Origin of the sequence: Sulfitobacter faviae (assembly GCF_029870955.1) — a bacterium.
In the GTDB taxonomy this organism is placed as follows: Bacteria; Pseudomonadota; Alphaproteobacteria; order Rhodobacterales; family Rhodobacteraceae; genus Sulfitobacter; species Sulfitobacter faviae.
In genome coordinates this window covers 149,832-174,740 of record NZ_PGFQ01000002.1, presented here as the reverse complement: position 1 = coordinate 174,740, position 24,909 = coordinate 149,832, and the positions used below count along the sequence as shown (strand labels likewise).

Annotated in this window: 18 protein-coding genes and 7 pseudogenes; 17 read left to right on the top strand and 8 right to left on the bottom strand. The window is 64.6% G+C overall.

Features of this window, described 5'->3' with window-relative positions; translation table 11 throughout:
- Nucleotides 1-95: 95 nt before the first annotated feature.
- The 4 genes from larE (at nt 96) to CUR85_RS17385 (ending at nt 2,520) form a co-directional block, all read left to right on the top strand.
- Nucleotides 96-773 (top strand): ATP-dependent sacrificial sulfur transferase LarE, encoded by a 678-nt coding sequence (gene larE, locus CUR85_RS17400; protein ID WP_280322945.1) that lies wholly within the window; start codon nt 96-98, stop codon nt 771-773.
- A 93-nt stretch (nt 774-866) separates the two neighbouring features.
- Nucleotides 867-1,460: a nickel pincer cofactor biosynthesis protein LarB gene (gene larB / locus CUR85_RS17395; RefSeq protein WP_280322944.1), complete on the top strand. Its 594-nt coding sequence runs from the start codon at nt 867-869 to the stop codon at nt 1,458-1,460.
- 3 nt (nt 1,461-1,463) lie between these two features.
- Nucleotides 1,464-2,180 carry a FadR/GntR family transcriptional regulator gene (locus CUR85_RS17390; protein ID WP_067264865.1) on the top strand — a complete coding sequence of 239 codons (717 nt, stop codon included), beginning with the start codon at nt 1,464-1,466 and terminating at the stop codon, nt 2,178-2,180.
- A 25-nt stretch (nt 2,181-2,205) separates the two neighbouring features.
- Nucleotides 2,206-2,520: an NIPSNAP family protein gene (locus CUR85_RS17385; protein WP_067264867.1), complete on the top strand. Its 315-nt coding sequence runs from the start codon at nt 2,206-2,208 to the stop codon at nt 2,518-2,520.
- Between the two features lie 39 nt (nt 2,521-2,559).
- Here the strand turns inward: CUR85_RS17385 and CUR85_RS17380 are convergent.
- The 3 genes and pseudogenes from CUR85_RS17380 to CUR85_RS20610 all read right to left on the bottom strand — a co-directional run.
- A pseudogene (locus tag CUR85_RS17380) lies at nt 2,560-3,438 on the bottom strand (2-hydroxyacid dehydrogenase); the annotation flags it as partial.
- Nucleotides 3,335-5,059: an aldehyde dehydrogenase (NADP(+)) gene (locus CUR85_RS17375; RefSeq protein WP_280322943.1), complete on the bottom strand. Its 1,725-nt coding sequence runs from the start codon at nt 5,057-5,059 to the stop codon at nt 3,335-3,337. The gene CUR85_RS17375 and the pseudogene CUR85_RS17380, both read right to left, overlap by 104 nt.
- A gap of 2 nt (nt 5,060-5,061) precedes the next feature.
- Nucleotides 5,062-5,861: pseudogene (locus CUR85_RS20610) on the bottom strand (HpcH/HpaI aldolase family protein).
- A 117-nt stretch (nt 5,862-5,978) separates the two neighbouring features.
- Here CUR85_RS20610 and araD point away from each other — a divergent pair.
- The 3 genes and pseudogenes from araD to CUR85_RS17350 all read left to right on the top strand — a co-directional run bounded on the left by araD (nt 5,979) and on the right by CUR85_RS17350 (nt 9,351).
- Nucleotides 5,979-7,720: pseudogene (araD, locus tag CUR85_RS17360) on the top strand (L-arabinonate dehydratase).
- A 12-nt stretch (nt 7,721-7,732) separates the two neighbouring features.
- A complete protein-coding gene (locus tag CUR85_RS17355; RefSeq protein WP_067267663.1) occupies nt 7,733-8,644 on the top strand; it encodes a dihydrodipicolinate synthase family protein in 912 nt (303 codons plus the stop codon).
- Complete coding sequence (locus CUR85_RS17350) at nt 8,641-9,351, top strand: ribonuclease activity regulator RraA (RefSeq protein WP_067267665.1); 711 nt, start codon at nt 8,641-8,643, stop codon at nt 9,349-9,351. Before CUR85_RS17355 ends, CUR85_RS17350 begins: the two co-directional genes overlap by 4 nt.
- A 1-nt stretch (nt 9,352) precedes the next feature.
- Here CUR85_RS17350 and CUR85_RS17345 read toward each other — a convergent pair whose 3' ends face one another.
- Nucleotides 9,353-10,129 carry a GntR family transcriptional regulator gene (locus CUR85_RS17345; protein ID WP_197471012.1) on the bottom strand — a complete coding sequence of 259 codons (777 nt, stop codon included), beginning with the start codon at nt 10,127-10,129 and terminating at the stop codon, nt 9,353-9,355.
- Between the two features lie 93 nt (nt 10,130-10,222).
- On the opposite strand from CUR85_RS17345, the pseudogene CUR85_RS17340 reads away from it, so the two are divergent.
- The 4 genes and pseudogenes from CUR85_RS17340 to CUR85_RS17320 all read left to right on the top strand — a co-directional run bounded on the left by CUR85_RS17340 (nt 10,223) and on the right by CUR85_RS17320 (nt 15,266).
- Nucleotides 10,223-11,769: pseudogene (locus CUR85_RS17340) on the top strand (UxaA family hydrolase).
- A gap of 2 nt (nt 11,770-11,771) precedes the next feature.
- Nucleotides 11,772-13,106: a nickel pincer cofactor-dependent isomerase, group 22 gene (locus CUR85_RS17330; protein WP_082852147.1), complete on the top strand. Its 1,335-nt coding sequence runs from the start codon at nt 11,772-11,774 to the stop codon at nt 13,104-13,106.
- Nucleotides 13,106-14,287 (top strand): nickel pincer cofactor biosynthesis protein LarC, encoded by a 1,182-nt coding sequence (larC, locus tag CUR85_RS17325; RefSeq protein ID WP_082852148.1) that lies wholly within the window; start codon nt 13,106-13,108, stop codon nt 14,285-14,287. Before CUR85_RS17330 ends, larC begins: the two co-directional genes overlap by 1 nt.
- A 71-nt stretch (nt 14,288-14,358) precedes the next feature.
- Nucleotides 14,359-15,266, top strand: a pseudogene (locus CUR85_RS17320) (LysR family transcriptional regulator).
- Here CUR85_RS17320 and CUR85_RS17310 read toward each other — a convergent pair.
- A complete protein-coding gene (locus tag CUR85_RS17310) occupies nt 15,267-15,992 on the bottom strand; it encodes an SDR family NAD(P)-dependent oxidoreductase (protein WP_067267670.1) in 726 nt (241 codons plus the stop codon).
- Between the two features lie 87 nt (nt 15,993-16,079).
- On the opposite strand from CUR85_RS17310, the gene CUR85_RS17305 reads away from it, so the two are divergent.
- The 3 genes and pseudogenes from CUR85_RS17305 to CUR85_RS17295 all read left to right on the top strand — a co-directional run bounded on the left by CUR85_RS17305 (nt 16,080) and on the right by CUR85_RS17295 (nt 17,991).
- Nucleotides 16,080-16,943 carry a 3-hydroxyacyl-CoA dehydrogenase NAD-binding domain-containing protein gene (locus CUR85_RS17305; protein ID WP_136720355.1) on the top strand — a complete coding sequence of 288 codons (864 nt, stop codon included), beginning with the start codon at nt 16,080-16,082 and terminating at the stop codon, nt 16,941-16,943.
- A gap of 24 nt (nt 16,944-16,967) precedes the next feature.
- A pseudogene (locus CUR85_RS17300) lies at nt 16,968-17,794 on the top strand (3-oxoadipate:acetyl-CoA acetyltransferase).
- 38 nt (nt 17,795-17,832) lie between these two features.
- A complete protein-coding gene (locus CUR85_RS17295) occupies nt 17,833-17,991 on the top strand; it encodes a peptidase M23 (RefSeq protein WP_067267675.1) in 159 nt (52 codons plus the stop codon).
- 14 nt (nt 17,992-18,005) lie between these two features.
- Here CUR85_RS17295 and CUR85_RS17290 read toward each other — a convergent pair whose 3' ends face one another.
- The 3 genes from CUR85_RS17290 to CUR85_RS17280 form a co-directional block, all read right to left on the bottom strand.
- Nucleotides 18,006-18,584, bottom strand: a complete 579-nt coding sequence (locus CUR85_RS17290) for a DUF1190 domain-containing protein (RefSeq protein WP_067267677.1) — start codon at nt 18,582-18,584, stop codon at nt 18,006-18,008.
- A gap of 39 nt (nt 18,585-18,623) precedes the next feature.
- Nucleotides 18,624-19,850, bottom strand: coding sequence for a glutathionylspermidine synthase family protein (locus CUR85_RS17285; protein WP_067267678.1), 1,227 nt, complete (start codon nt 19,848-19,850; stop codon nt 18,624-18,626).
- 120 nt (nt 19,851-19,970) lie between these two features.
- The gene (locus CUR85_RS17280; protein ID WP_280322806.1) at nt 19,971-20,981 is read right to left on the bottom strand and encodes an IS30 family transposase; all 1,011 of its coding nucleotides are present in this window, start codon (nt 20,979-20,981) and stop codon (nt 19,971-19,973) included.
- Nucleotides 20,982-21,211: 230 nt separating this feature from the next.
- Here CUR85_RS17280 and CUR85_RS17275 point away from each other — a divergent pair, with 230 nt between their 5' ends.
- From CUR85_RS17275 to CUR85_RS17265, 3 genes and pseudogenes are all read left to right on the top strand, one after another.
- Nucleotides 21,212-21,718, top strand: coding sequence for a 2Fe-2S iron-sulfur cluster-binding protein (locus tag CUR85_RS17275; protein WP_082852032.1), 507 nt, complete (start codon nt 21,212-21,214; stop codon nt 21,716-21,718).
- Nucleotides 21,715-22,701 carry an FAD binding domain-containing protein gene (locus CUR85_RS17270; RefSeq protein ID WP_067263937.1) on the top strand — a complete coding sequence of 329 codons (987 nt, stop codon included), beginning with the start codon at nt 21,715-21,717 and terminating at the stop codon, nt 22,699-22,701. The genes CUR85_RS17275 and CUR85_RS17270 overlap by 4 nt, the downstream gene beginning before the upstream one ends.
- Nucleotides 22,698-24,886, top strand: a pseudogene (locus CUR85_RS17265) (molybdopterin cofactor-binding domain-containing protein). Before CUR85_RS17270 ends, CUR85_RS17265 begins: the two are co-directional and overlap by 4 nt.
- Nucleotides 24,887-24,909 lie beyond the last annotated feature (23 nt).

The following is a 24,909-nucleotide window of genomic DNA, read 5'->3' as shown; positions in this document are numbered from 1 at the left end:
GCCGCCCTCCACGCCGCCCTTGCGCGCCCCCCTTCACTGACCATCGCGCTCAGCGGGGGATCGACAGCCTGACGCTCTCGGCCGCCGCGGCCAAGGTGCGCGGCGCGGCGGGCGTGACGCTTTGCCATGCGGTCTCACCCGCCGTTCCGGCGGCGGCAACCGCGCGGGTGAAGGATTTCGCCGCCACTTGGGACCTGCCGCTGAAGCTGGTCGACGCGGGGGAGTTCGCCGATCCCGCCTATCGCGCGAACCCGGTCAATCGCTGTTATTTCTGCAAATCGAACCTCTATGGCACCTTGGCGCGGATGGGGCCGCTGGTGGCGGCGGGCACCAATATCGATGACCTGTCGGACTACCGTCCCGGCCTACAAGCCGCGGCGGAGCACGGCGTGTTGCACCCTTTCGTCGAGGCGCAGATGTCCAAGTCGGATGTGCGCGCCTTGGCCCGCGCGCTCGGGCTGGGGGATCTGGCGGAACTGCCAGCCGCCCCCTGTTTGGCCAGCCGGATCGAGACCGGTCTGCGGGTGGAGCCGGCGGATCTGGCGGTGATCGACCGGGTAGAGACCCTGCTGCGTGAGGTCATGGGCAATATCACCCTGCGCTGCCGACGCCTGCGCGGGGGTTGGGTGGTCGAGCTTGATCCGCTTGTCTATGAGGGCCTCTCCGCCCAGAAACGTGCAGCGATATTGACGCAGGTTCGGCAGGCCACGGATGACGGGCGCGCGGTCGATCTGCGGGCCTATTTAAGAGGAAGTGCATTTGTCCATCACTAAGACCGGCCCCGACGGGCATCCAGACGTGACCTTTGACCGGGGCCGCGGGGGCGTATCGGCATCGAAGAGGCCGTGCTTTGTGAGCATAAATCCGTGGCGCAGATCGCCGCCATCATCGGAGACGCGGCAGCAGAGGAACGGCGGCTGTTGCTGACCCGGCTGACGGCAGAGCAGTTCGCCGCGCTGCCCGCCGACGCGGCGCAACGGGTCGATTACTGCATGGCCTCGCGCACCGCCATTTTGGGAGAGATCGGGCCCTTGGCCAGCACCCCGCGCATCGCCCTCGTCAGTGCGGGCACCTCTGATTACGCTCCCATGGCCGAGGCGCGGCGCACGCTGGCCTATGGCGGGATGGCGGCGACCGAGGTTTCGGACGTGGGCGTCGCCGGGCTGTGGCGTCTGCTCGCGCGGGAAGAGTTGCTGCGCGAGATGGATGTGGTGATCGTCTTTGCCGGGATGGACGCGGCGCTGCCCTCGGTCGTGGCCGGGCTGGTGCCGGGGGTGGTCATTGGTGTGCCGACCTCTGTGGGCTATGGTGTCGCCCGCGGCGGGAGGGTCGCGCTCGATTCGATACTTGCCAGCTGCGCGCCGGGGGTGACCGTGGTGAACATCGACAACGGCTATGGGGCTGCAACATCGGCGCTGCGGCTGGCCAATATGATGCGCCGCGCCGCGGCGGGAGGGTAGCCGGTGACAGCACCGAAACTGAAGATCAAGAAGCGCCAGACTTTGGCTGACCAGCTCTACGGGCAGGTTCTTGAGCAGATCGTGTCGAACAAGCTGGTGCAGGGGGAAAAGCTGCCGTCGGAGAATCAGATCGCCACCGCCTTTGGCGTGTCGCGCCCCGTGGTGCGTGAGGCGCTGCGCAAGCTGCAAGAGGACGGTCTGGTCGAAGCGCGGCGCGGCGTGGGCACCTTCGTGCGGCGGCGGCCTTCGGAAAAGCTGATCGAATATGCCACGGCGGGTTCCGTCGCCGGGCTGATGCGCGCCATGGAGGCGCGGATCACGATCGAAAAGGCCACCGCCCGCATGGCCGCACAGCGCGCCAGCCCCAAGGATATCGCCCGGATCGAGGCAGCCTTACAGACGCTGGAGGCATCGATGCAGGCGCGCGATCCTTCCTTTGACGCCGATTACCAATTCCACCGCGCCATCGCGGCGGCCTCGGGCAATGAGGTCTTCGTGCAGATGCTCGATTGCGCCCGCGGTTCGATCGAACAGGGGATCGACGTGGCGCAAAAACTGACCCGTCAAGGCTCCCAAGCCCGGATCGACGTGGTGATCAGCGAACATCGGCAAATCCTCGAAGCGATCCGCGCGGGCGACAGCGAAGTCGCAGGCGTGTCGATGGCCTATCACCTTTTGCAGGCGCGGGCCCGGATCACCGACCACGCCGGTATCGCATGACCCAAGCAAGCAGAAAGACCACCCCATGATCTACGACCACCGCACCTATTGCTGCCGCCCCGGCACGATCAAGAAACACCTCGCGCTCTATGCCGAATTCGGCTTCCCGGCGCAGCGCCGCATCTTGGGCGAGCCGGTGATCTATGCGCAGGTCGAGACGGGGGACGTCAATTCCTTCGTGCATATCTGGGCCTATGAGGACGCTGCCGACCGTGCGGCCCGTCGGGCGCAGATGGCGGCGGATCCTGAGTGGCAGGCCTATCTCAAGAAAAGCGCCGAGGCGGGGTATTTGGTGAGCCAGACCAATAAGATCCTGTTGCCCGTACCGCTTGAGGGTTAAGCCGCGCCCCGGCCTGAGGGGTCAGGCCGGGGGTTGCCTTCAGGTCACGAGGCAGGCCTCGTCGATGCCGCGCCCTTCGTGGAAGGCGCGGATGTTGCCCGCCCAATGGCCGACCATGCGTTTGAGGTTGTCCTCACTATGGCCACCGATATGCGGCAGCGGCAGGACATTATCGAGACGCAGCAGCGGGTTGTCCGGCTCCACCGGTTCTTGGGTAAAGACATCCAATGCGGCCCCGGCGATGCGCTTGTGGGTCAGCGTGTCGATCAGGGCCGCCTCATCGATCAGCCCGCCGCGCCCGGTGTTCACCAAAAGCGCATCCGATTTCATTCGCGCCAGTTCATCCGCCCCGATGGTGTGGTGTGACGCATCGGTCAGCGGCATGTGCAGGCTGACAATATCGCAGGTCTCAAGGATTTCATCGCGGTCTGCATAGCGGGCGCTGGTGCCTTCGGCGGGCCCCGAGCGGCGGTAGTAGAGCACCTCGCAGTCAAAGCCCGTCAGCCGTTTCGCGACAAGCTGCCCGATGGCGCCAAAGCCGATCAGCCCGACCTTCTGACTGCTGAGATCCCGCGCCCCGGGGACGATCTCGGGCACGATCCATTTGCCCGCGCGGGTGTTGTTGTAATGCAGCGGGATGCGGCGTAGCGCGGCGATCATCATGCCGATGGTCAGATCGGCGATGGTGGGCGCGTTGACCCCGGGGCTGCGCGCGACCGGCACACCCATCTCGCGCGCGACATCCAAGGGGATTTTGTCATACCCGGTGCCCCATTGATGCACGAGGCGCACGCTATCGGCCCCCCGCAGCACCTCAGCCGGAAGCCCCCGCCCGCGTGGGACGATATAGGCTGCCCCCTTTACCGCTTCGGCAAAGGCTTCTTCCGAGAAGGAGGCCGCAAAGCGCAGGTCGAGCCCTTCGGCATAGCCGCGCACCTTGTCTTGCATGTCCTGCGGCATCGCGTCGAGCACGGCGACGGGGCCGATCAACCCGCCGCTCATGCCGAAGCCCGCGCAGGTCTTCGGGCAATAGCGCCTCGGGCAGGTTTTGGTAGGACACGGGTCGCAGGAAGCGGCGGATCGCCATGGTGCCGACAGAGGTCGCGCCGAAGTTGGTGGAGGCCGGGTAGGGGCCGCCATGCACCATGGCGTCACAAACCTCGACCCCGGTGGGGAAACCGTTCACCAACACCCGGCCCGCCTTGCGCTCAAGAATGGGCATCAGCGCCTTGGCGGCGTCGGTGTCGCCTTCGTCCATCTGGAGCGTCGCGGTCAATTGCCCCTCGAACCCTTTGGCGAGCTCTTGCATCTCATCGCCCGAGGACACCCGCAGCACCAGACCCAAGGGGCCAAAGACCTCCTCCCCAAGCGCGTGGTCTTGCAGGTAGGTATCGGCGTCGGTTTCAAACAAGTTCGGCTGGGCGGCGCGGCCTTCGCTGTCGTTGCTGACCAGTGCGCGGACGGCGTTGCGCCCGGTGAAACGTTCCTTGCCGTCGCGGTAGGCTTTGGCGATGCCGTCGGTCAGCATGACCTGCGGGCCGACCTGCTCAAGCGCCTCTTTCGCGGCGGCGACGAATGCATCGCCTTCGGCCCCTTTGGCCACGACCGCGATGCCGGGGTTGGTGCAGAACTGCCCCGCGCCCATGGTCAGCGAGCCGGCCCAGCCCGCGCCGATCTCAGCGCCCCGATTGCGGGCGGCATCGGCCAAAACGAACATCGGGTTCACCGAGCCCAACTCGCCAAAGAAGGGGATCGGCTCGGGGCGTTGGGCGCAAAGATCAAAGAGCGCGCGCCCCCCGCCGAGCGATCCGGTAAAGCCCACGGCCTTGATGAGCGGATGCTGCACCAGCGTCTGCCCCACCTCGCGGCTGTTGGCGTGGATCAGAGAGAAGACGCCGGGGTGGATGCCGCATTTCTGGATCGCCGCGTGGATCGCTTCGGCAACGATCTCCCCCGTGCCGGGGTGGGCGGAGTGGCCTTTGACCACGACTGGGCAGCCCGCCGCCAGCGCCGCGGCGGTGTCGCCGCCCGCGGTAGAGAAGGCCAGCGGGAAGTTCGACGCGCCGAAGACCGCGACCGGCCCGATGGGGCGCTGGATCATGCGGATGTCGGGGCGCGGCATTGGTTGGCGTTCGGGCAGGGCGCCGTCAACGCGCCGGTCCAGATGCGCGCCTTTGCGGATGTGATCGGCAAAGAGGCGAAGCTGCCCGGTTGTCCGCCCCCGCTCGCCCTGAAGGCGGGCTTCGGGCAGGCCGGATTCGCGGGTGCCGATCTCGGTAATGGTCTCGGCTCGGGCCTCCATCTCATCCGCGATGGTGTCGAGGAAGGCGGCGCGGGTCTCGCGGCTGGCATAGGCGTAGGACCAAAAGGCCTCCTCCGCCGCTTGGCAGGCACGGTCCACATGGGCCGGGGTGCCGCTTTGGAATTGGTCGCTTTCGCCGGTGGCGGGGGAATTGGCGAAGGTCTCTCCGCCGCCGACCCATTCGCCGGCGATCAGATGTTTGCCGTGGGGGTGAAATCTCTTGCTGTCCGCGGTCATGATCAATCCTTATGGGTTTGCTGTGTCAAAGTGGGGGAGGGCCGCGCCATGGTCTGCACCAACGCATCCATCTGCCGCGTGAGCAGCCAAGCGTCGCCCGCGATGGCGACGAATTCGATACCCTCATCAAAGTACCGTTGCGCAAGATCGGCACCATAGCCGAGGATGCCCGCAGGCAGCCCGGCGGCATGGATGGCCGCGACCGCCTCACGGATCTTCTCTTGGACATCGGGGTGCATCGGGTTGCCGGTATGGCCCATCGCGGAGGATAGATCTCCCGGCCCGATAAAGATCGCATCCACCCCCGGCACGGCGGCGATGGCGGGAATTTCGGCCACCGCTTCGGGGTTTCGACCTGCACGATCACGCATTGCGCCTCTGCATAGGTGCTGAGGTAATCGGTTTGCCGCGCGTAATCATTGGCGCGGATCGTGGCCGAGATGCCGCGCAGCCCTTCGGGCGGGTAGCGGGTCCATGATACGGCTTGGCGGGCGGCCTCGGCAGTCTGGATCATCGGGAACATCAGATTGCGCACGCCGATATCCAGCAGCCGTTTGGTCATCGTCTGGTCCGAGGACGGCAGGCGCACAATCATCTGCGCATCGGGATTGGCACTGCCTGCCGCGCGCAGATGGTCGGTGATTTGGCTGAGATCGTTGGGCGCATGCTCCATATCCAACAACAGCCAGTCGATCCCGCTGCCCGCCGCGATCTCGGTCACCGTAGGAGAGCAGAGCGAGAGCCAAAAGCCCGACAGGCGGCTGCTGGGGCGGAGCGTTTGTTTCAGTGGTTTTCCCGACATTTTCGCGGCTCCTCCCTCAAATGGTATCGACAATTGGGGTGATACGGTAATATATCAATTCGAGCAAGATGTGTTTTCCAACCTTTTTGTGATGATGTTTTAGCTGGCGAGGAATCCATGACCGAGACCAAGAAAACCGCCGATCAGCTGCGCAGCGCGCGCTGGTTCGCCCCCGACGATCTGCGCAGCTTTGGCCATCGGTCGCGCATGATGCAGATGGGTCTGGGCCCCGAGGATTGGGAAGGCCGCCCGGTGATCGGCATCCTGAACACTTGGTCCGAGATGAACCCCTGCCACCTTCATTTCCGCGACCGCGCGGAGGACGTGAAGAAGGGAATCGCGCAGGCCGGCGGGCTGGGGCTTGAGATCCCGACGATCTCGATCGACGAGAGCTTCACCAAGCCGACTTCGATGCTCTACCGCAATATGATCGCGATGGAGACCGAAGAGACGATCCGCTCGCACCCGCTTGACGGTGTGGTGCTCATGGGGGCTGTGACAAGTCCACGCCGGGGCTGACCATGGGCGCGATCAGCGCAGGCGTGCCGTTCATCTTTTTGCCCGCGGGGCCGATGCTGCGCGGCAATTACGCGGGGCGGGCGCTTGGCTCTGGCTCGGACGCCTGGAAGTTCTGGGACGAACGCCGCGCGGGCACGATCTCGGCCGAGGAATGGGTTGGCGTCGAAGGCGGCATTGCGCGGTCCTACGGGCATTGCATGACGATGGGCACCGCCTCCACCATGACCGCGATTGCCGAGGCGATGGGGCTGACCCTGCCGGGGGCGACCTCGATCCCCGCTGCGGATGCGGGGCACAAACGGATGAGCGCCTCTTGCGGGCGGCGCATTGTCGATATGGTTTGGGAGGACCTGACGCCCGACAAGATCATCACCCCCGCCGCCGTGCAAAACGCGGCGACGGTGGCCATGGCGACGGGCTGTTCGACCAATGCGGTGGTGCATCTCTTGGCCATGGCGCGCCGCGCCGGGGTGGCGCTGGAGTTGAGCGATCTCGACGCTCTGGGCCGCATCACGCCGCTGATTGCCAATATCCGGCCCTTGGGCAGCAGCGAATATCTGATGGAGGATTTCTACTTCGCGGGCGGGCTGCGGGCGCTGATGGACCAGTTGGGCGACAAGCTTGACCGGTCGGCCATCACCTGCACCGGCAAACCGCTGGAAGAAGGGATCGCGAATGCGCCTGTCTATAATGACGACGTGATCCGGCCCCTGTCGAACCCGGTCTATAAGGAAGGCTCGCTTGCCGTGCTCAAGGGCAACCTTTGCCCCAATGGCGCGGTGATCAAACCGGCGGCCTGCGATCCGAAGTTCCACCACCACGAAGGCCCGGCGTTGGTCTTTGACAGCTACCCCGAGATGAAAGCCGCCATCGACGACGAAAACCTCGATGTGACGCCCGACCATGTGCTGGTGCTGCGCAACGCCGGTCCGCAGGGCGGGCCGGGGATGCCGGAATGGGGGATGCTGCCGATGCCCAAGGCGCTGCTGAAACAGGGGCACCGTGACATGCTGCGGATCTCGGATGCGCGGATGTCGGGCACCTCTTACGGCGCTTGCATCCTGCATGTCGCGCCGGAGTCTTTCGTGGGCGGGCCGCTGGCGCTGCTGAAGACGGGGGACATCGTGCGCATGGATCTTGAGGCGCGGACCCTCGACATGCTGGTGGATGAGGACGAACTCGCCGCCCGCCGCGCTGCGTGGAAAGCGCCCGAGCCGCGGTTCGAGCGGGGGTGGGGCTATATGTTCCAGCGCCATGTGGGGCAGGCCGATCAGGGCTGCGACTTCGACTACCTCACCGCGGCCTTCGGCCAAGCGGCGGGCGAGCCGGATATCTTCTGAGAGGGGCTGGCAATGACACATGATCTTTCGAAAGCGCTTACCGGCATCTCGGGCATCCTCGTGACGCCCTATGACCCGGGCGGAGAGATCGCGCCGCGCAAGCTGGGGCCGATCATTAACCGCGCGCTTGCCGCCGGGGTGCATATCCCGGTGGTGAACGGCAATACCGGCGAATATTACGCGCTGACCAATGACGAGGCCTGCACCATGGTGCGCGAGGTGGCGCAGATGGTCGATGGGCGCGCGCCGCTGCTTGCAGGGGTCGGGCGCGGCATTCGCGATGCCTGTGCGCTGGCCAAGGCAAGCGCCGAGGCGGGGGCGGATGCGCTGATGATCCACCAACCGCCCGATCCCTTCGTCTCTCCCCGTGGTACGGTCGACTATGTGCATGCGGTGCGCGATGCCTCGGGCGGGCTGCCGGTGATGCTGTACCTGCGCAATGACGCGATGGGGCCCGAGGGCATCGCGCGACTGTGCGAGGTCGACGGGGTGAAGGGCGTCAAATGGGCCACGCCGAACCCCTTGAACCTTGCCCGCGCGATCGAAGCTGCGCCAAAAGATATCGTCTGGGTCGGCGGTCTGGCCGAGGTCTGGGCGCCGCCGCTCTATGCCGTGGGGGCGCGGGGCTTCACCTCGGGCCTTATCAACGTCTGGCCCGAGCGCTCGGTCGCCATCCACGCGGCACTCGACGCAGGCAACTACGGCGAAGCGAACCGCCTCATCGCCGGGATGCGCGCCTTTGAGGACATCCGCGCGGAAGAGCATAACGGCACCAATGTCACCGGCGTCAAAGCCGCCCTTATGGCCATCGGACAGGATTGCGGCCCCACGCGCCCGCCTTCCGCATGGCCGCTGACGGAACAGCAGCAGGCGGTGCTGGATCAATTCTTGAAAGACAATCAACTGAAGGGAGAGGCGGCATGAGCCCCGAACTACGCGAGAAACTTCAAGCGGTCTCGGTCGCGACATTGGCGACGGCGCTGTACAAGCGCGGGCTGCGCAATCAGGTGGTGCAGGGGGTCGGTCCGGTTGCCGCCAAGGGGCGCAACATGGTCGGCCCCGCCTTTACCCTGCGCTATATGCCTGCCCGCGAAGACCGCAACCAATTGGTCGAATTCCGCAATCCCGAGCATCCGCAGCGCGTCGCGATCGAGACCTGCCCCGAGGGCCATGTGCTGGTAATGGACAGCCGCAAGGATGCCCGCGCGGCAAGCGCCGGTGACATCCTGATCACACGGCTGATGATGCGCGGCGCGGCGGGTGTGGTGACCGACGGGGGCTTGCGCGATGCGGCGACCATCGGCGCGCTTGAGATCCCCGCCTATCACGCGCGCCCCTCCAGCCCTACGAACCTGACGCTGCATGAGGCGATTGAGATCAACTGCCCCGTGGGCTGCGGCGATGCCCCCGTCTTTCCCGGTGATATCGTGGTGGGCGACGACGACTGCGTGATCATCATCCCCGCGGATATCGCCGAAGAGGTGGCAGATGAGGCTGTCGAGATGACCGCCTATGAGGATTTCGTGGTGGAGCAGGTCAAGGATGGCGCCGGGATCATCGGGCTCTACCCCGGCACCAAGCAAGAGAATCTTGATAAGTTCGCCGCGTGGCGCAAGGCCAACAACCGCTGAATCAGGGCTTTTCCGGGGTGAAATACTCCGGGAAAGCCGCCCGTTTCTCGGTCATCCGGTCGACGGTGCGTTGCAGGTGCTGGCGCAGTGCCTCCATCGCCGCGGGCGCATCGCCCGCTTCGATCCCATCGAGGATGCGGCTGTGGCCGGCGATCACGTCCTTGTTGTTCAGAATGCGCCCGGCCTCATCAATGTCGTCCAGATGCAGGCGGCGCAGGCGTTCCAAGTGGCCCGCATGACTGCGCATGATGCGCTGGCTTTGCACATGGCCCGCCGCCACGAAGAGGGTCTGGTGAAACACCTCGTCCAATTCCTGAAAGGTCGGCACATCGCCGGGTTGGTCCGAGATGCTGCTTTGCAAGGCGACGATGCTGCGCAGACGGGTGAGGGCTTCGGGCGCGATCTCATCGGCCAAACGGCGCACGACCTCGGTCTCAAGCGCGATGCGCATGAACTGCGCCTCGCGGATCGCCGACATGTCGATCGGTGTGACCAGCGTGCGCGATTGCGGGTAGATCTTGACCAGCCCTTCTTTGGCCAACTGTTGCAGCGCATCGCGCAGCGGCGTCAGGCTGACGCCATGGGTCTCGGCCAGTTCGGCGCGCAACAGCGGCGTGCCGGGCGGCAGGTCCAGCCTCACGATCTGATCGCGCAGGGTGGCGTAAACCCCGCGTCCCGTCGGCCCGCCCTCAAACATACCCAAGTCGGCCCCACCGCCAAGGATGCTTTTGGCAAGGGTCTGTGCGCTCTGCGCGGCGGGTTTCTTCGATGCGGTCATGCGGGCTCTTCCATAGCTGTTAAATCTAATATATCAGTTAATGACATCTTACCGAAGCGGTTTTTTCGACACCCGAGGGAGGGGGAGCATCCGATGGACAGCCAGACCATGCAAGAGGACAGACGCGCAAAGGTGATGCTGCTGTCACCGACGGATAACGTGGTCGTGGCAACCGCGGCGGTTCCCCGTGGCGCGGTATTGCCGCAAGACGGGCTGCGTGCCAACCACGATACGCCCCAAGGTCACAAGATCGCGATCCGCCCGATCCAACGCGGCGCGCCGATCCTGAAATTCGACACGGTGATCGGCTATGCGGCAGTAGAGATCGCCGCAGGCGATTGGCTGCACAGCCATAACATCAAGTTCGACGCGGTCGACAAAGACTATGCCTTTGCCCGCGATTATACCCCGACCAAGCTGCTGCCACCGCAAGAGCGCGCCCAGTTCATGGGCATCCGCCGCGCCAATGGCCGGGTGGGCACGCGCAACTACATCGGGCTTTTCGTCACAGTGAATTGCTCGGCCACCGTGGCGCGCAAGATCGCCAATTACTTCGACGAAGAGCGGATGGAGGCATGGGAGAATGTCGACGGGGTGATCCCCTTCATCCACGAATCCGGCTGCGGGATGGAGCTTACGGGCGAGCCGATGGACCTGCTGCGCCGCACGCTCTCGGGCTATATCCGCCACCCCAATCTGGCCGGGGCCGTGGTCCTCTCGCTGGGTTGCGAGCGCAACAACCTCGCCCAATTCTTTGAAGAGGAGGGGTTGGCCGAGGGCAAGATGCTGCGCTGCGTCACCATGCAACATGTCGGCGGCACGGCCCGCGCGATTGCCGAAGGCAAAGAAGCGGTGCGCGAAATGCTGGATCAGGCCAATGCCGTCCGGCGCGCGCCCTGTTCGGCGGAACATATCACCATCGGGATGCAATGCGGCGGGTCGGACGGGCTTTCGGGGCTCTCGGCCAACCCCGGACTGGGGGCGGCGGCGGATATCCTCGTGCGCAACGGCGGCACGGCGATCCTTTCGGAAACGCCCGAGATTTTCGGTGTCGAACACCTCCTGACCCGGCGCGCCCGCAGTGAAGAGGTGGGGCGCAAGCTGGTCGAACGCATGGATTGGTGGCTGGACTATACCAAGGGCCGCGACACGCAGATCAACGGCGTTGTCAGCCCCGGCAATCAGGCAGGCGGGCTGGCGAATGTGCTGGAAAAATCGCTCGGCGGGGCCAAGAAAAGCGGCAGCACGGGGCTGATGGAGGTCTACCGCTATGCCGAACCCGTGACGCAAAAGGGGCTGGTCTTCATGGATACGCCCGGCTTCGATCCCGTCTCGGCCACCGGGCAGATCGCGGGGGCGCGAACCTGATCTGCTTTACCACCGGGCGCGGGTCGTGCTTTGGCTCTTACCCCTCACCGACGATCAAACTCGCCTCCAACACGCCGATGTTCACCAAGATGCAGGACGATATGGACATCAACTGCGGCACCGTGATCGACGGCGAGCAGAGCCTAGAGGAGTTGGGGCAAAGGATCTTCGAGCGCATCCTCGCCATCGCCTCGGGGGAGCAAAGCAAGTCCGAAGCGCTCGGCGTGGGCGAAGAGGAATTCGCACCTTGGCCGATTGGGGTCACGGGGTAACGATGTCAGAGGGGACAGCGCAGATGAAACCGAACTATGTGAAACTGGTCGAGGATACGCCGCTGCCGCGCATGGCGCTCTGCCGTCAGACCTTTGCCGCGACCCAGATCGACGACCCGCGCGCCGCCGTGGCGGAGGCGATGCAGGCCGATTGCGCAGGCAAGATCAAACCGGGCATGTCCATCGCCATCACCGCAGGCAGCCGCGGGCTGGCGAACCTGCCGGAACTGCTGGCCGCCATCGTGGCCGAGGTCCGCGCGCGCGGGGCGCATCCCTTTGTCGTGCCCGCCATGGGCAGCCACGGCGGCGCCACCGCAGAGGGGCAGACCGCGCTGCTGGCGAAACTGGGCGTGACCGAAGAGAGCCTCGGTTGCGAAATCCGCTCTTCGATGGAAACCGATGAGATCGGCGTGCTCGACAACGGCATGTCGGTGCGGATGGACCGCCACGCCAATGCCGCCGATGGGATTATCCTGTTCAACCGGATCAAGCCGCATACCTCTTTCCGCGCGCCGAACGAAAGCGGGCTGGCCAAAATGCTCTCGATCGGGCTGGGCAAGCAATCGGGCGCCGAGACCTGCCATTCGCGCGGCATCGACAACGTCGGCATCTTCGTGGCCAAAATGGCGCGGATGAAGCTGGAACGTTGCAAGGTGCTTTTCGGCATCGGCACGATTGAGAATGCCTATGATGGGCTGGCGCAGGTTGTGGCGCTCGACAGCGACGGGATGCTGGAGGCCGAAGCGCCCTATCTGCAAGAGGCGATGCGCAACATGCCCCGTCTGCCGTTGGGGCCGCTGGACGCGCCTTCGGCCTCGGGCGATCTGGACGTGCTGGTGGTGGATGAGATCGGCAAGGAGTTCTCTGGCACCGGGATGGACCCCAATATCACCCATCGGTTTTCAAGCGAGAAGATGCAGGTCCATCTGCATATCTCGCGGCTGGTGGCGCTTGGCCTGTCGCCGCGCAGCAATGGCAACGGCAATGGCGCGGCGCGGGCGGATGTGATCACGCAGCGGTTGGAGCAGGACTTCGACCGCGAGGCGGTCTATGCCAATGCCATCACCTCACAAGTGTTGAAGCAGTCAAAAATCCCGATGGTCATGCCCTGCGACCGCACCGCGATCCAGACGGCGGTCAAGACCTGCGGGGCCGAGGATATCACCAAGGTCCGGCTGCTGCGCATCCCCAACACGCTGAAGCTTGAGTATCTCTATGCCTCCGAGGCGATGCTGCCGGAACTGCGCGACCGTCCGGGGCTTGAGGTGATTGGCGATCTGCAAGAGATGCAGTTCGACGACGGCCTGCTGCGCAACCCTTGGCCGGAGGGGCATTGATGCGGGGGCAGGGGCTTCACCTACACCTCGACCCCGTTGGCGGGGCGGCGGGGGATATGTTCATCGCCGCAATGTTGCATGCCTTCCCCAATCTGGCCGAGCGCGCCTTGGCCGATGTCGCCGCCGTCCTCCCCGCCGAGGTGGGCCATGCGGAACTGAGCGAACATGTCGCCTCGGGCATCACGTCGCGGCGGTTTGAGCTGGTGCTGACAACACCCGACGCGGGCAGGCGGCATGGGGCCGAGACGACCTATCGCGCCATGCGCAACTTGCTGGAAAACGCAGCGCTGTCCGAGGGCACGGCGGAGGCCGCCTGCGCCATCCTTCACCGGATCGCCGAGGCCGAAGCGCAGGTGCATGACATCCCCATCGACCGGGTGCATTTTCATGAGATCGCGGATTGGGACGCGCTGATGGATGTGACCGCCGCGGGCAGCATTTGCGCCGCGCTGAAGGGGGCGACATTCTCGCTAGCAGCACTGCCCCTCGGCGGCGGCTTGGTCGAAACGGCGCATGGCAAACTGCCGGTGCCCGCGCCCGCCACGGCGCTCATCTTGCAAGGCTATGATTGGCATGACGACGGCGTGCCGGGCGAGCGGGTGACACCCACCGGGGCCGCGATCCTTGCCCATCTCACCTGCGGCAGCCCCATCGCCAGCCGTCCACCGGGGCGGCTGCGCTGTACCGGATCGGGCGCGGGGATGCGGGTGATGAAAGGGCTGCCGAATATCCTGCGGGTCAGCGTCTTTGACTCCGCCACGACGGGCATCGCGCAGGACAGTCTCGTGCAATTCGCCTGCGATATCGACGACATGACGGGCGAAGAACTGGGCGCGGCGGTGGATCGGTTGCGCGAGATGGAGGGCGTGGTCGATCTCATGATGCTCAGCGGGCAGGGCAAGAAATCCCGCCCCGTCACGCGGCTTGAGTTGCTGGTCCAGCCGCAAGAGGCTGAGGCGGTCGCCGCGCGGGTCTTCGATCTGACTTCGACCCTCGGCCTCCGCCGCACTTTGGTCGACCGGTTGATCCTGCCGCGGGAAAGCGATGATAGCGGCCCGCTTCGGCGCAAGCGTGCGCAGCGCCCCGGTGGGCATGAGACGGTTAAGGTCGAAAGCGACGATCTGGCTGAGGCCGAGACCCTGCACGCCCGCCGCAGCCGCGCCCGCGCGGCGGAGGGGTAGGGGCCGGTGATCTAACTTGCTTATCACCGGCGCGCGTGTGAAAACCCTCTGACGTCAGTTCAGGGGGCCGCATGGAAACGCCACTCACCGCCACGTTGCGCCAGTATGAGGTCTTCGTCGCCATCGCGGAAACGCTGCATTTCGGTCAAGCGGCAGCCGCGCTCGGCGTGGCGCAACCGGCGCTGACGCAGCAGCTGAAACATCTCGAAACCGCCTTTGGCGGTGAGCTTCTCTTTGACCGCAACCGCCGCAGGGTGATGCTGACCGACTTCGGCAAGTCACTCCTGCCCGAGGCCCGCGCGCTGCTGCAACAGGCCCGGCGGGTCGAGACATTGGCCGAAGCGGCGCGCAGCGGACAGCGCGGGCGGATCGAATTGGCCTATGTCGGCTCGGCCTCCTACGCAGGGATCCTCGGGCGGCTCCTGCGCGAGTTGCGCGCGGGCGCGGCAGAGGTGGATCTGATCCTGCGCGAGTTGGATATGGACCTGCAAATCGCTGAGATCGTGGCCGGCAGGCTCGACGCGGGTTTCGTGCGCCTGCCGCTTTCCGGCGTGCCGGAGGATTTGGCCACCCGCACGGTTCATACCGAGGATATCCTGCTGGCCGTGCCGCCCGATCACCGCCTTGCCGAGGTGCCTTCCGTTGCCATGGCGGCGCTGCGCGAGGAGAGCTTCATCTTCAGCCACCTTGGCCCCGACATGGGCTTTGCCGCCTGTGCCTATCAACTCTGCGCCGATGCGGGTTTCGCCCCCGCGTGGCCCATCGCGCACCGCAGTTCACCGCCATCGTGAATTTCGTCTCGGCGGGTCTCGGGGTGGCTTTCGTCCCCGCCTCCGCCGCGCGGATGAAGGATGCGGGCGTGTCCTTCCTGCCGATCCGCGACGCCAAGGTGCAAAGCCGGATCGGGCTGGCCTATCTGCGCGATGCGCGCAATCCGGTCCTACGCAGGTTGCTTGAGGCCCTCGCGCCCGAGGGCTGATTACCCGACCGCCGTGCCACCACAGACAAAGACCGTCTGCCCGGTGATAAAGCCACTGCGCGGATCGGCAAAGAAGGACACCGCCTGCGCCACATCTTCAGGTGTTCCCATCCGGCCCATCGGCACCGCATCGACGATGGCGCGGGTTTCCGGCGCGTCTTCGGGGTTGTTCTCCCAAAAGGCGGTTGTGGCGATGGGGCCGGGGGCGACGCAGTTCACGGTGATCCCGTCGCGCGCCAGCTCCAGCGCCCAAGTCCGCGCCATCGACTGGATCGCACCCTTGCTTGCGGAATAGAGCGTGCGGTCGATCTTGCCCTTGGTCACGCGGCTGGTGTTCATCACGATCCGCCCAGCCCCCGCCGCGCGCATCCCCGGCACGACCAGTCTCGCCGCCAGAATGCTGGTGCGCAGGTTTAGATGCATGATGGGGTCGAAATCGTCGAGGGCGACAGCGTCGAAAGACGCAGGTTTCACGATGCCAACGTTATTGACCAGACAGGTGACCGGCCCCTGCGCGAGGCTGTGTTGGAGGGCAGCCGTGGTCGCCGCGATGTCCGTCAGATCCACCCGCTGCGCATCCGCCCGAAGTGCTGGGTCTTCGGGCTCTTCGATATCGAGGACGAAGACACGCCAGCCATCTTCACGCAGCCTGCGCGCGATGCCGAGGCCGATGTTGCGCGCCCCGCCGGTGACGAGCGCATGGCGCGGAGAGGGGTCTTGGGTCACGGGGCGGCATCCTTTTTCCTATTCGCTGTTTACTTATCACTACGCACTGGTGATAAGTAAACAACTGATATCCGGGAGGGGGATCACATGGCCAAAGGCATCATCATCGTGGGGGCGGGCACGATGGGCCAATCCATCGGCAGGCTCTTTGGCCAACACGGCTGGAGGGTCCAAGCGGTCGACCCGACCAAGGCCGCGCGGGAGGCATTTTTGACCGCGGTTCCGGGGTCGACCGCCTGCGCTGCCTTGGAGGAGGCAGGGCAGGCCGATGTTGCATTGGAATGCGCGCCGGAAGACCTCGCGCTGAAACGCCGTGTGCTCGCCGCTTTGGAGGGGGCCGTGCCGGAGGGTGCGCCGATCTTGTCCAACACCTCTGGCCTAAGGTTGGAAGAGATGACGGCGAATATGGCCCGGCCCGAACGCGCCGTGATCACGCATTTCTTCAACCCCGGCGATGTAATCCCCGCCGTCGAAGTCGTCGCAGCTGAAGACGCGCCCGAAGGGCTTTGTGCCGAGGTCATGACCCTACTGCGCGGGCTGGACCGGCGACCCGTGCGGCTCGATCACGCGCCGCCTGGTTTCGTGGCCAATCGCATTCAACATGCCATCATGCGCGAATGTCTGCATCTGGTGGACCAAGGGGTCGCCAGCCCGGCGGAAATTGACGAGATCGTGCAATGGTCCGTCGGCGTGCGCATGGCGCTATCCGGCCCGTTCCGCCAGCGCGATTTGAACGGGCTGGGCACCCATCTGAGCATCGCCGAATACCTCTACCCAGACCTTTGCGACCGGCACGACCCTTCGCCCAGTCTCACCGCATTGGTCGAGCGGGGGCAGCTTGGCAAGCGCAGCGGCAAGGGGTTCTACGACTGGCCCGAGGGGGACGATAGCGCAGCGGCGGAGACCGCGCTACGCCGTGTCATCGCCCTTGCCCGCGACAGCGCCGATTGATTTTCCAGAAAACCGAGGACACCCATGACCGATACTCCTGCCATCATCTGCGTGGCCATCACCGGATCGCTGCCAACCAAGGCCGACAACCCGGCAGTGCCGATCGACATTAGCGAACAGATCGAAAGCACCCATGCCGCCTTTGAGGCCGGGGCGACGATCTGCCATGCCCATGTGCGCACCGCCGATGGCACCCCCACGGCGGACCCCGACCGTTTCGCGCGGCTGCAAGAGGGGCTGCGTGACCATTGCCCCGGGATGATCGTGCAATTCTCGACCGGTGGGCGTTCGGGCGCGGGCAAGAACCGGGGCGGGATGTTGCCGCTGCGGCCCGACATGGCCTCGCTTTCGGTGGGGTCGAACAACTTTCCCAATCGCGTCTATGAGAACCCACCCGAGCTTGTCGATTGGCTGGCGGAAGAGATGATGACCTATAGCGTGCTGCCCGAGATCGAAGTCTTTGACCTCAGCCACATCCTACAGGCCAAGGCGATGGCCGAGGCGGGCCAGATCCCGGCCCGGCCCTATATCCAATTCGTCATGGGCGTAAAAAACGCCATGCCAGCGGATCGGGAGGTTTTTGATTTCTATATCAAAACCGTCAAACGGCTCTTCGGCGATATCCCGTGGTGCGCCGCCGGGATCGGGCGGCATCAGGCCGAGTTGAACGCATGGTGCGCCGCCGCGGGGGCCATCTGCGCACGGGGCTGGAGGATAACATCCGGCTGGACAAACAGACCCTCGCCCCCTCCAATGCCGCCCTCGTGACCCGCGCGGCCGAGATCTGCGCAGAGGCCGGTCGCCCCGTCGCCACCGCGCAGCAGGCGCGTGAGATTCTGGGGCTGGCCTAAGGCCGCCCGGTCCACCGTGATAGATCAAGGAGATTGAGATGAAGAAACTGACATTCGCCCTCGCCACCTTTGCCGCACCGTTGGCGGCGCATGAGGGCGCGCATGTGCATCCCCATGGCAACGATCCCTTCTGGGCGGTGGCGGTGCTGTCGCTGGCGATCGTGATCCTTGCCGCGGCGGTGCTGCGCCGCAAGTAAGGCGTCAGCGCCGATCAGCCACCAAAGCCGCGCGATCCGCCCGCCCGGCCAAAGCCGCCGCGCGATGCCGCGGTGGCACGGGTCATCGGGGTTTTGCCGATGGTGGTGCTGGGGCGGGTAAATTGCGAGGTGCTGAGCTTGGCCGCGCCGCGATTTGTCGAATAGGTGCTGGAGCGCGCCGCATTGGTGAAGCGCCCATCGGAGGTTTTGTAAAGCGGTTGCGCCGCCGCCATGCCGGCGCGGTTGCTCATCATATTGCCGATCAGATAGCCCGCCAGCAGGGGCATGAAGATGCCACCCGATCCGCCTTGGGTCGCCGCCTCTTCGGAGCCGCAGGCGCCTTCGCCATGCTGCTCTTCGCAGACCTCAAGACTGTCGTAGCGCGGGGCGGATTCCACATGGAGGGTTTGCGCCGCGTCAAAGGCGGTTTCGCATTCCTGCTCGCTGTACATCCCGCCACGCGCGGCATCGGCAAGACAGCTTTGCAGGTCGGGGAAGGCGGCGGCGTCGACCTTTTCTTCCTCACAGCCAGCAAGGGTGAAGGCGGCGGCGCCGACGATGGCGATGGAAACCCGTTTCGAGCGTTTGGTCATGATGGTCGTCTTTCTGCCAAGGGGCGGCGGAGCGGTGGGCTATGCCAGAATGTAGTGCGGTTTGAAGCGTGACAAATCCTGCGTGATGCGCGATCGGTCTTCGCGGATGCCGATGCCCGCGCAGGTCTCTCCCACGATCCAAGAGCCGATCACCGGGCGGAAGCCGTCGAAGGTGGGCAGCGGGGCATAGGCCTGCACGATGCGCGGATGCTCGGCGTAATCAGAGTTCTGCGACTGTTCGATCACCTTGCCAGATTGGTGGATCGTGACCGACGCCCCCTCGCGCGAGAGGATCGGCTTGCGCACATGCGCCTCGGCCAGTTCCGCCGCCGCCCGGTCAAAGGCGTCGGCGCAGGCGGGGGCGGCGGGGCCGCGCCCGGCGAGCGCATCGGCTACATCAGCCTCGAAAAACGCGGGCAGCAGATTGGGGTGGCCTTCGAACATCTGCCACAGCACGGGCAGGAGGCCCTTGTTTGACAAAAGCGCTTTCCACGCAGGCTCCAGAAACAGACAGCCCGAGCCTTGGATATGGGCGGCGTAGTCGTCGCGCAGCATGTCTTCCCAAGGGTAGAGTTTGAACAGGACGGCAATGCGGCGGTCTTGATCATCAAGGAAGTGGCCATCGTCGCTCAGCCCAATCTTATCGAGATCGCAGTAATGCGCGCCCAGCCCCGCCTCGCGTGCGGCCCAGCCCATGGCTTCGACGGTGCCGTAGTCTTCGGGGTTGTCGGCCACGGCGGTAAAATGCAGATCGCTGTCCTGCTCGAAGACATCGCCAAAACGGGCGACCAGCGCCTCATGAATGCCGTTGAACTGATCCGTGCCTTCGGGCAGTGCGCCCGCTTTCAACTGGTCCTCAAGCCACTGCCACTGAAAGGCCGCACTTTCGTAAAGTGAGGTCGGCGTATCTGCGTTATATTCCAACAGTTTGGCGGGGTTCGTGCCGTCATAGGCCAAATCGAAACGGCCATAGACCTCAGGATCGCCCCGGCGCCAGCTCTCGGCCACAAGGTCGCAGTGGGCATCTGGAATGGCGAGGCGGGTCATCAACTCTTCGCTGGCGAAGATCTCGGCCACGGCTTCACGGCACATGGCGTGAAGCTCGGTCGAAGGGTCTTCGATGTCATTCTCGATCTGGGTGAGCGAGAACGCATAGGCCGAGGTTTCGTCCCAATAGGGTTCGCCATGCATATCGGCAAAGGTAAAGCCCACCTCTTGCGCATGGGCGCGCCAGTCGGGTCTTTCGGGCAATAAGATCTTTTGCAACGGTTCGCTCCCCCGGTTTCGCCCTCGTTTCTAATCGGCTTTGTGCCAAGCGGCCAGAGGGGGCGGCGGTTGGACGCGGCTTGTGAACTCACGGTGAAGTGCAGTTCTTGATATGTCGTTTTACTCCAACCGGTTCTGTATTTCCATCAGGTTGCTTTCAAAGACCTCAGCGGGCGTCCGGTAGCCAAGGCACTTGCGCGGCGTTGCGTTGAGGCGGTGGCAAATCGACCTCAAATATCGATTTGTCAGCGCCGTCGGTGCGGTTGATCTTGGAAGGTATCGACGCAGCCTGTTGTTCGTATTCTCAACAGTGCCTTTCTGATAGGGCGCTTGCGGGTCACAGAACCAGGCATCCGCTCCGATCCCGGCCTTGAGATATTTCCAGGCCGAGAACTCGGTGCCGCGGTCGAAGGTAATCGACTGGCGCGCATCGGCGGGCAGGGGAGCCAACCCGTTGATCAGAGACTCCATGATCGGTTTGGATTGGCGATCTTCATTACGCATCACGACGGCATAGCGGCTGACGCGCTCCACCAGTGACGTCACGTTTACCTTCCCATGCTCCTTGCGGAACATCATCAAGTCGCACTCCCAATGGCCGAATTCTAAGCGTTTTGAGACACGCTCAGGCCTGTGTGACAGGCTTTGACTGTCAAATATGTGGGTTCTGTTGTGCCTGCGGTAACCACGCGGCCGACGGTGGCGACGATGCTCAGGGAGATGGCGGTAGAACTGTTCCTCGCGACCGTCTTTGGAATAGGCAAAGCGATAGATCGTCTCGTGACTCACGCGGATCGGGTGCCGTTCGAGCCGCATCCTGCCGGCTATCTGTTCGGGCGACCAGCCAGCCTTCAGGCGGTTTTCGATAGCGGCTTTCAAATCAGGGTGGATGATCATCTTGCGATGGATCGCACGGCGCTGCTCATATTTGTCCTGAGCGACGAGCGCGTGATACCCATTTAGCTCAAGCAGTTCGTTGTCCGTGTACCGATTACGCTTAATGTCTCGGTAGATCGTGGACGGGTCGCGACCCAGTCGATCCGCGATCTCTGAAATCGGCATTTTGGCTTCAAGCCACTTTGCAAGCTTGCGACGTTCGTCCAGCTTCAGGTGACAGTAGTGGGTTCCCATTCTTCATACTCCATGCAACTCTCTGTATTCGTACATATTTTGCACTTCGTTTGTGAATCCACCGCTGCGCAGTCAAAAGCCTCGTAATCATGGTTATGTTATCAAAGCACGCTGTCTGAACCCCACCAGCCACACCCGCTTGCCGCTCATCCACGCCGCCCTACGTCCCGAGGCAGCCGATAGCCGGAGGGGTCCGCTCCTCCGCCCCCATTTAGCCAAAGGAAATTGCCGTGGAAACGAATCTGACCATCAATGGCACGAAGCAGCGGCTGGATCTCGATCCCCGCACGACGCTGCTGGATGCGCTCCGCCACCATCTTGGACTGACCGGCAGCAAGAAGGGCTGCGATCACGGGCAATGCGGCGCCTGCACAGTCATGGTGAATGGCCGCCGGATCAACGCCTGCCTGACATTGGCCTGTATGCATGACGGCGATGAGGTGACCACCATCGAAGGCATCGGAGCGCCCGGCAACCTCAGCCCGCTGCAAGAAGCTTTTGTCAGCGAAGACGGGTTCCAATGCGGCTATTGCACGCCGGGGCAAATCTGCTCGGCCACCGCGATGCTGGAAGAGATCGCAGAGGGCTGGCCCAGCCATGTGACCGATGACCTGAGCGGCAAGCCTGCGCTGACGACGGAAGAAATCTCGGAACGGATGAGCGGCAACCTCTGCCGGTGTTCGGCCTATCCCAACATCGTCGAGGCGATCCGAAAAGCGGCGGGAGAAAGCGCATGAGACCATTCGACTATACCCGCGCCGAAAATACAGAGGCCGCCGCGCGGCAAGCGGCCAGCGGTGGCACCTTCATCGCCGGGGGCACCAACCTTCTGGATTTGATGAAGCTGGAGGTCATGACCCCCGAGGCGCTGATCGATATCAACCGGCTCGACCTTGGCGAGATCGAAGAGACCGAAGATGGCGGCCTGCGCATCGGGGCCTTGGTGACCAACAGCGATCTGGCCAATGACGCCCGTCTGCGCAAGGGCTGGCCCGTGCTGAGCCGTGCGTTGCTGGCCGGGGCCAGCGGACAGTTGCGCAACAAGGCGACGACGGGCGGCAATTTGCTGCAACGCACGCGGTGCCTGTATTTTTATGACCGCGCCATGCCCTGCAACAAACGCGAGCCGGGCACGGGCTGTTCGGCGAAGGAGGGGTTCAACCGCATCCTTGCCGTCTTGGGCACCTCGGAGCATTGCATCGCCACCCATCCCAGCGACATGGCCGTGGCCATGCGGGCGCTCGGGGCCGAGGTGGAGACGCTGAAAGAAGACGGCAGCACGCGCCGCCTAACGCTGGATGAGCTTTATCTGCTGCCCGGAGAGCGGCCAGACCAAGAGACCGTTCTTGAGCCGGGCGAATTGATCACCGCCGTGGTGCTGCCCGCGCCGGTGACGGGAAAACAGACCTACCGCAAGGTGCGGGACCGGGCTTCTTATGCCTTTGCCCTCGTCTCGGTCGCCGGGATCGTCGATATGGAAGACGGGCGGATCACCCGTGCCGATCTAGCCTTTGGCGGGCTGGCGCCGAAACCGTGGCGCAATGCGGAGGTGGAGGAACTGCTGACCGGCAACGCGCCCTCGGAAGACCTTTTCAACAAAGCCGCCGATTTGCTGCTGGCCGAGGCCAAAGGCTATGGCGCGAATGATTTCAAAATCCCCCTCGCCCGCCGCACGCTGGTGTCGGTGCTGAACGAACTTACCGCGGAGGCCCAGCAATGACCGAGCAATTCAAGATGGACGCGCCTGCCACCGCCCGCAGGTTGGATGATATGGCGCAGGGGCTTGTCGGCGCGCCGCTGGACCGCCCCGAGGGGCCGCTGAAGGTGAGCGGCACGGCGACCTATGCCAATGAATGGCAGGTCGAGGGCATGGTGCATGGCGTCATGGTCCGCGCGCCGGGCAATAGCGGCCGGGTGGTCTTGGCCAACCGCGAAGCGGTGGCGCAAATGCCGGGGGTATTGGCCGTGATCCAAGACCCGCGCCTGCTGCGCAACCCCGCGCAAGGCACCGCGAACCAAGCGCCAATTCAAGGGCCGGAACAGGCCGCCTATCTCGGCCAGTTGATCGCAGTGGTCGTCGCCGAGGAATTCGAACAGGCCCGCCATGCGGCGCAATCGCTGAAAGTGGCGTTGGAAAACGGCGAGGTCATGCCGGTCGATCCTGCCACCGCGGCGGTTGAGCCGCAGGAGGCGAAGACCTTGGATCAGGGCGATCTGGACGGCGCTATGGCTCAGGCCGCTTTCTCGGTCGATGTGACCTACACCACCCCGTCGCATTCCAGCACCCCGATGGAGCCGCATGCCTCCATCGCCTCATGGGACGGGGAAGAGCTGACCCTGCGCGGCAGCTATCAGATGCTGAAATACAACCGCAATGAGCTGTCCGATGCCTTGGGCATCCACCCGACCGGCTGCGCATCCTGTCGCCCTATGTCGGCGGCGGCTTCGGGTCGAAACTCGGCATCGCGCCCGAGGCGGTCGCGGCGGCGATTGCCGCGAAAGAGGTGGGCCGCCCGGTCTCTGTCGCGCTGCACCGCCAGCAGGTCTATGAGGCGACGATGCGCCGGTCCGAGACCACGCAGCGGGTGCGCCTTGCCGCCGATGCCGAAGGTCGGCTGACCGGTCTGGGCCATGACGCGCGGGTGTCTAACCTGCCCGGAGAGAGCTTTGCCGAGCCGGTCTTACAGGCGTCGCATTTCCTCTATGCCGGGGCGAACCGCAAGATGTCGATGGACTTGGCGCGGGTGCACCGGCTTTGCGCGGGCTCCGTCCGCGCGCCGGGCGAGGCGGTGGGCGTCACCGTTTTCGAAGGCGCGATGGATGAGCTGGCCGACAAGGTCGGCATGGATCCTGTCGAGCTGCGCCGCCGCAACATCCCTGAGAAGGACCCCGAGAGCGGCAAGGAATTCTCCTCTCGCCGTTTCCGAGAAGCGCTCGACAGCGGGGCCGAGACATTCGGCTGGGCCGACCGCCCCGGCGTCAAGGAACGGCGCGAGGGGGAATGGCTGATCGGCTATGGCATGGCCTCCGCCGCGCGGGTGAACGTGTTGATGGAGAGCCAAGCCCGCGTGACGCTGATGCCCGATGGCCGCCTGCGGGTCGAAACGGATATGACCGATATCGGCACCGGCACCTATGCGATCTTGGGCCAAATCGCGGGCGATATGATGGGTCTGCCCCGCGATGCGGTCGATGTGGTCTTGGGCGATACCACCCTGCCCCCGGCATCTGGCTCGGGCGGGTCATGGGGCGCGTCGTCGAGCGGCACATCGGTCTATCTGGCCTGCGAGGCGATCCGCAAACAGCTTGCCGCGCGGCTGGAGGTGGAGGAAGGTGACCTCACGCTAAAAGACGGCATGGCGACCTTTGACAACCAGACCCGCAGCCTGAGCGATATCCTGAACGGGGATGAGATTGCCAAAGTGGGTCACGTCCAGCCTGGCGATACTTCTGAGGCGGTGCGGCAGGCCACCTTCGGGGCCTATTTCGCCGAGGTCGCGGTGCATGCCGCCTCGGGCGAGACGCGGGTGCGGCGGATGCATGGCACCTTTGCCGCCGGGCGGATCCTGAACGCCAAGACGGCGCGGTCGCAATGTCTGGGGGGCATGACCTTTGGCATCGGCATCGCGCTGACCGAGGAGCTGGCCTTTGACCCGCGCGACGGCCATGTGGCCAACCACAACCTCGCGGAATACCACATCCCGGTGAACGCGGATGTGCCGCAGCTGACCGTCGATCTGTTGGAAGAGCGGGACGATTGGGCCAACCCGCTACAGGCCAAAGGGATCGGCGAATTGGGCATCTGCGGCGCGGCGGCAGCGATCACCAATGCGATCTACAACGCCACCGGCGTGCGGGTGCGCGACTATCCCGCCACTTTGGACAAGGTGATTGCCGGGATGTGATGAGGGGGGGCGGCGTGGTGGCC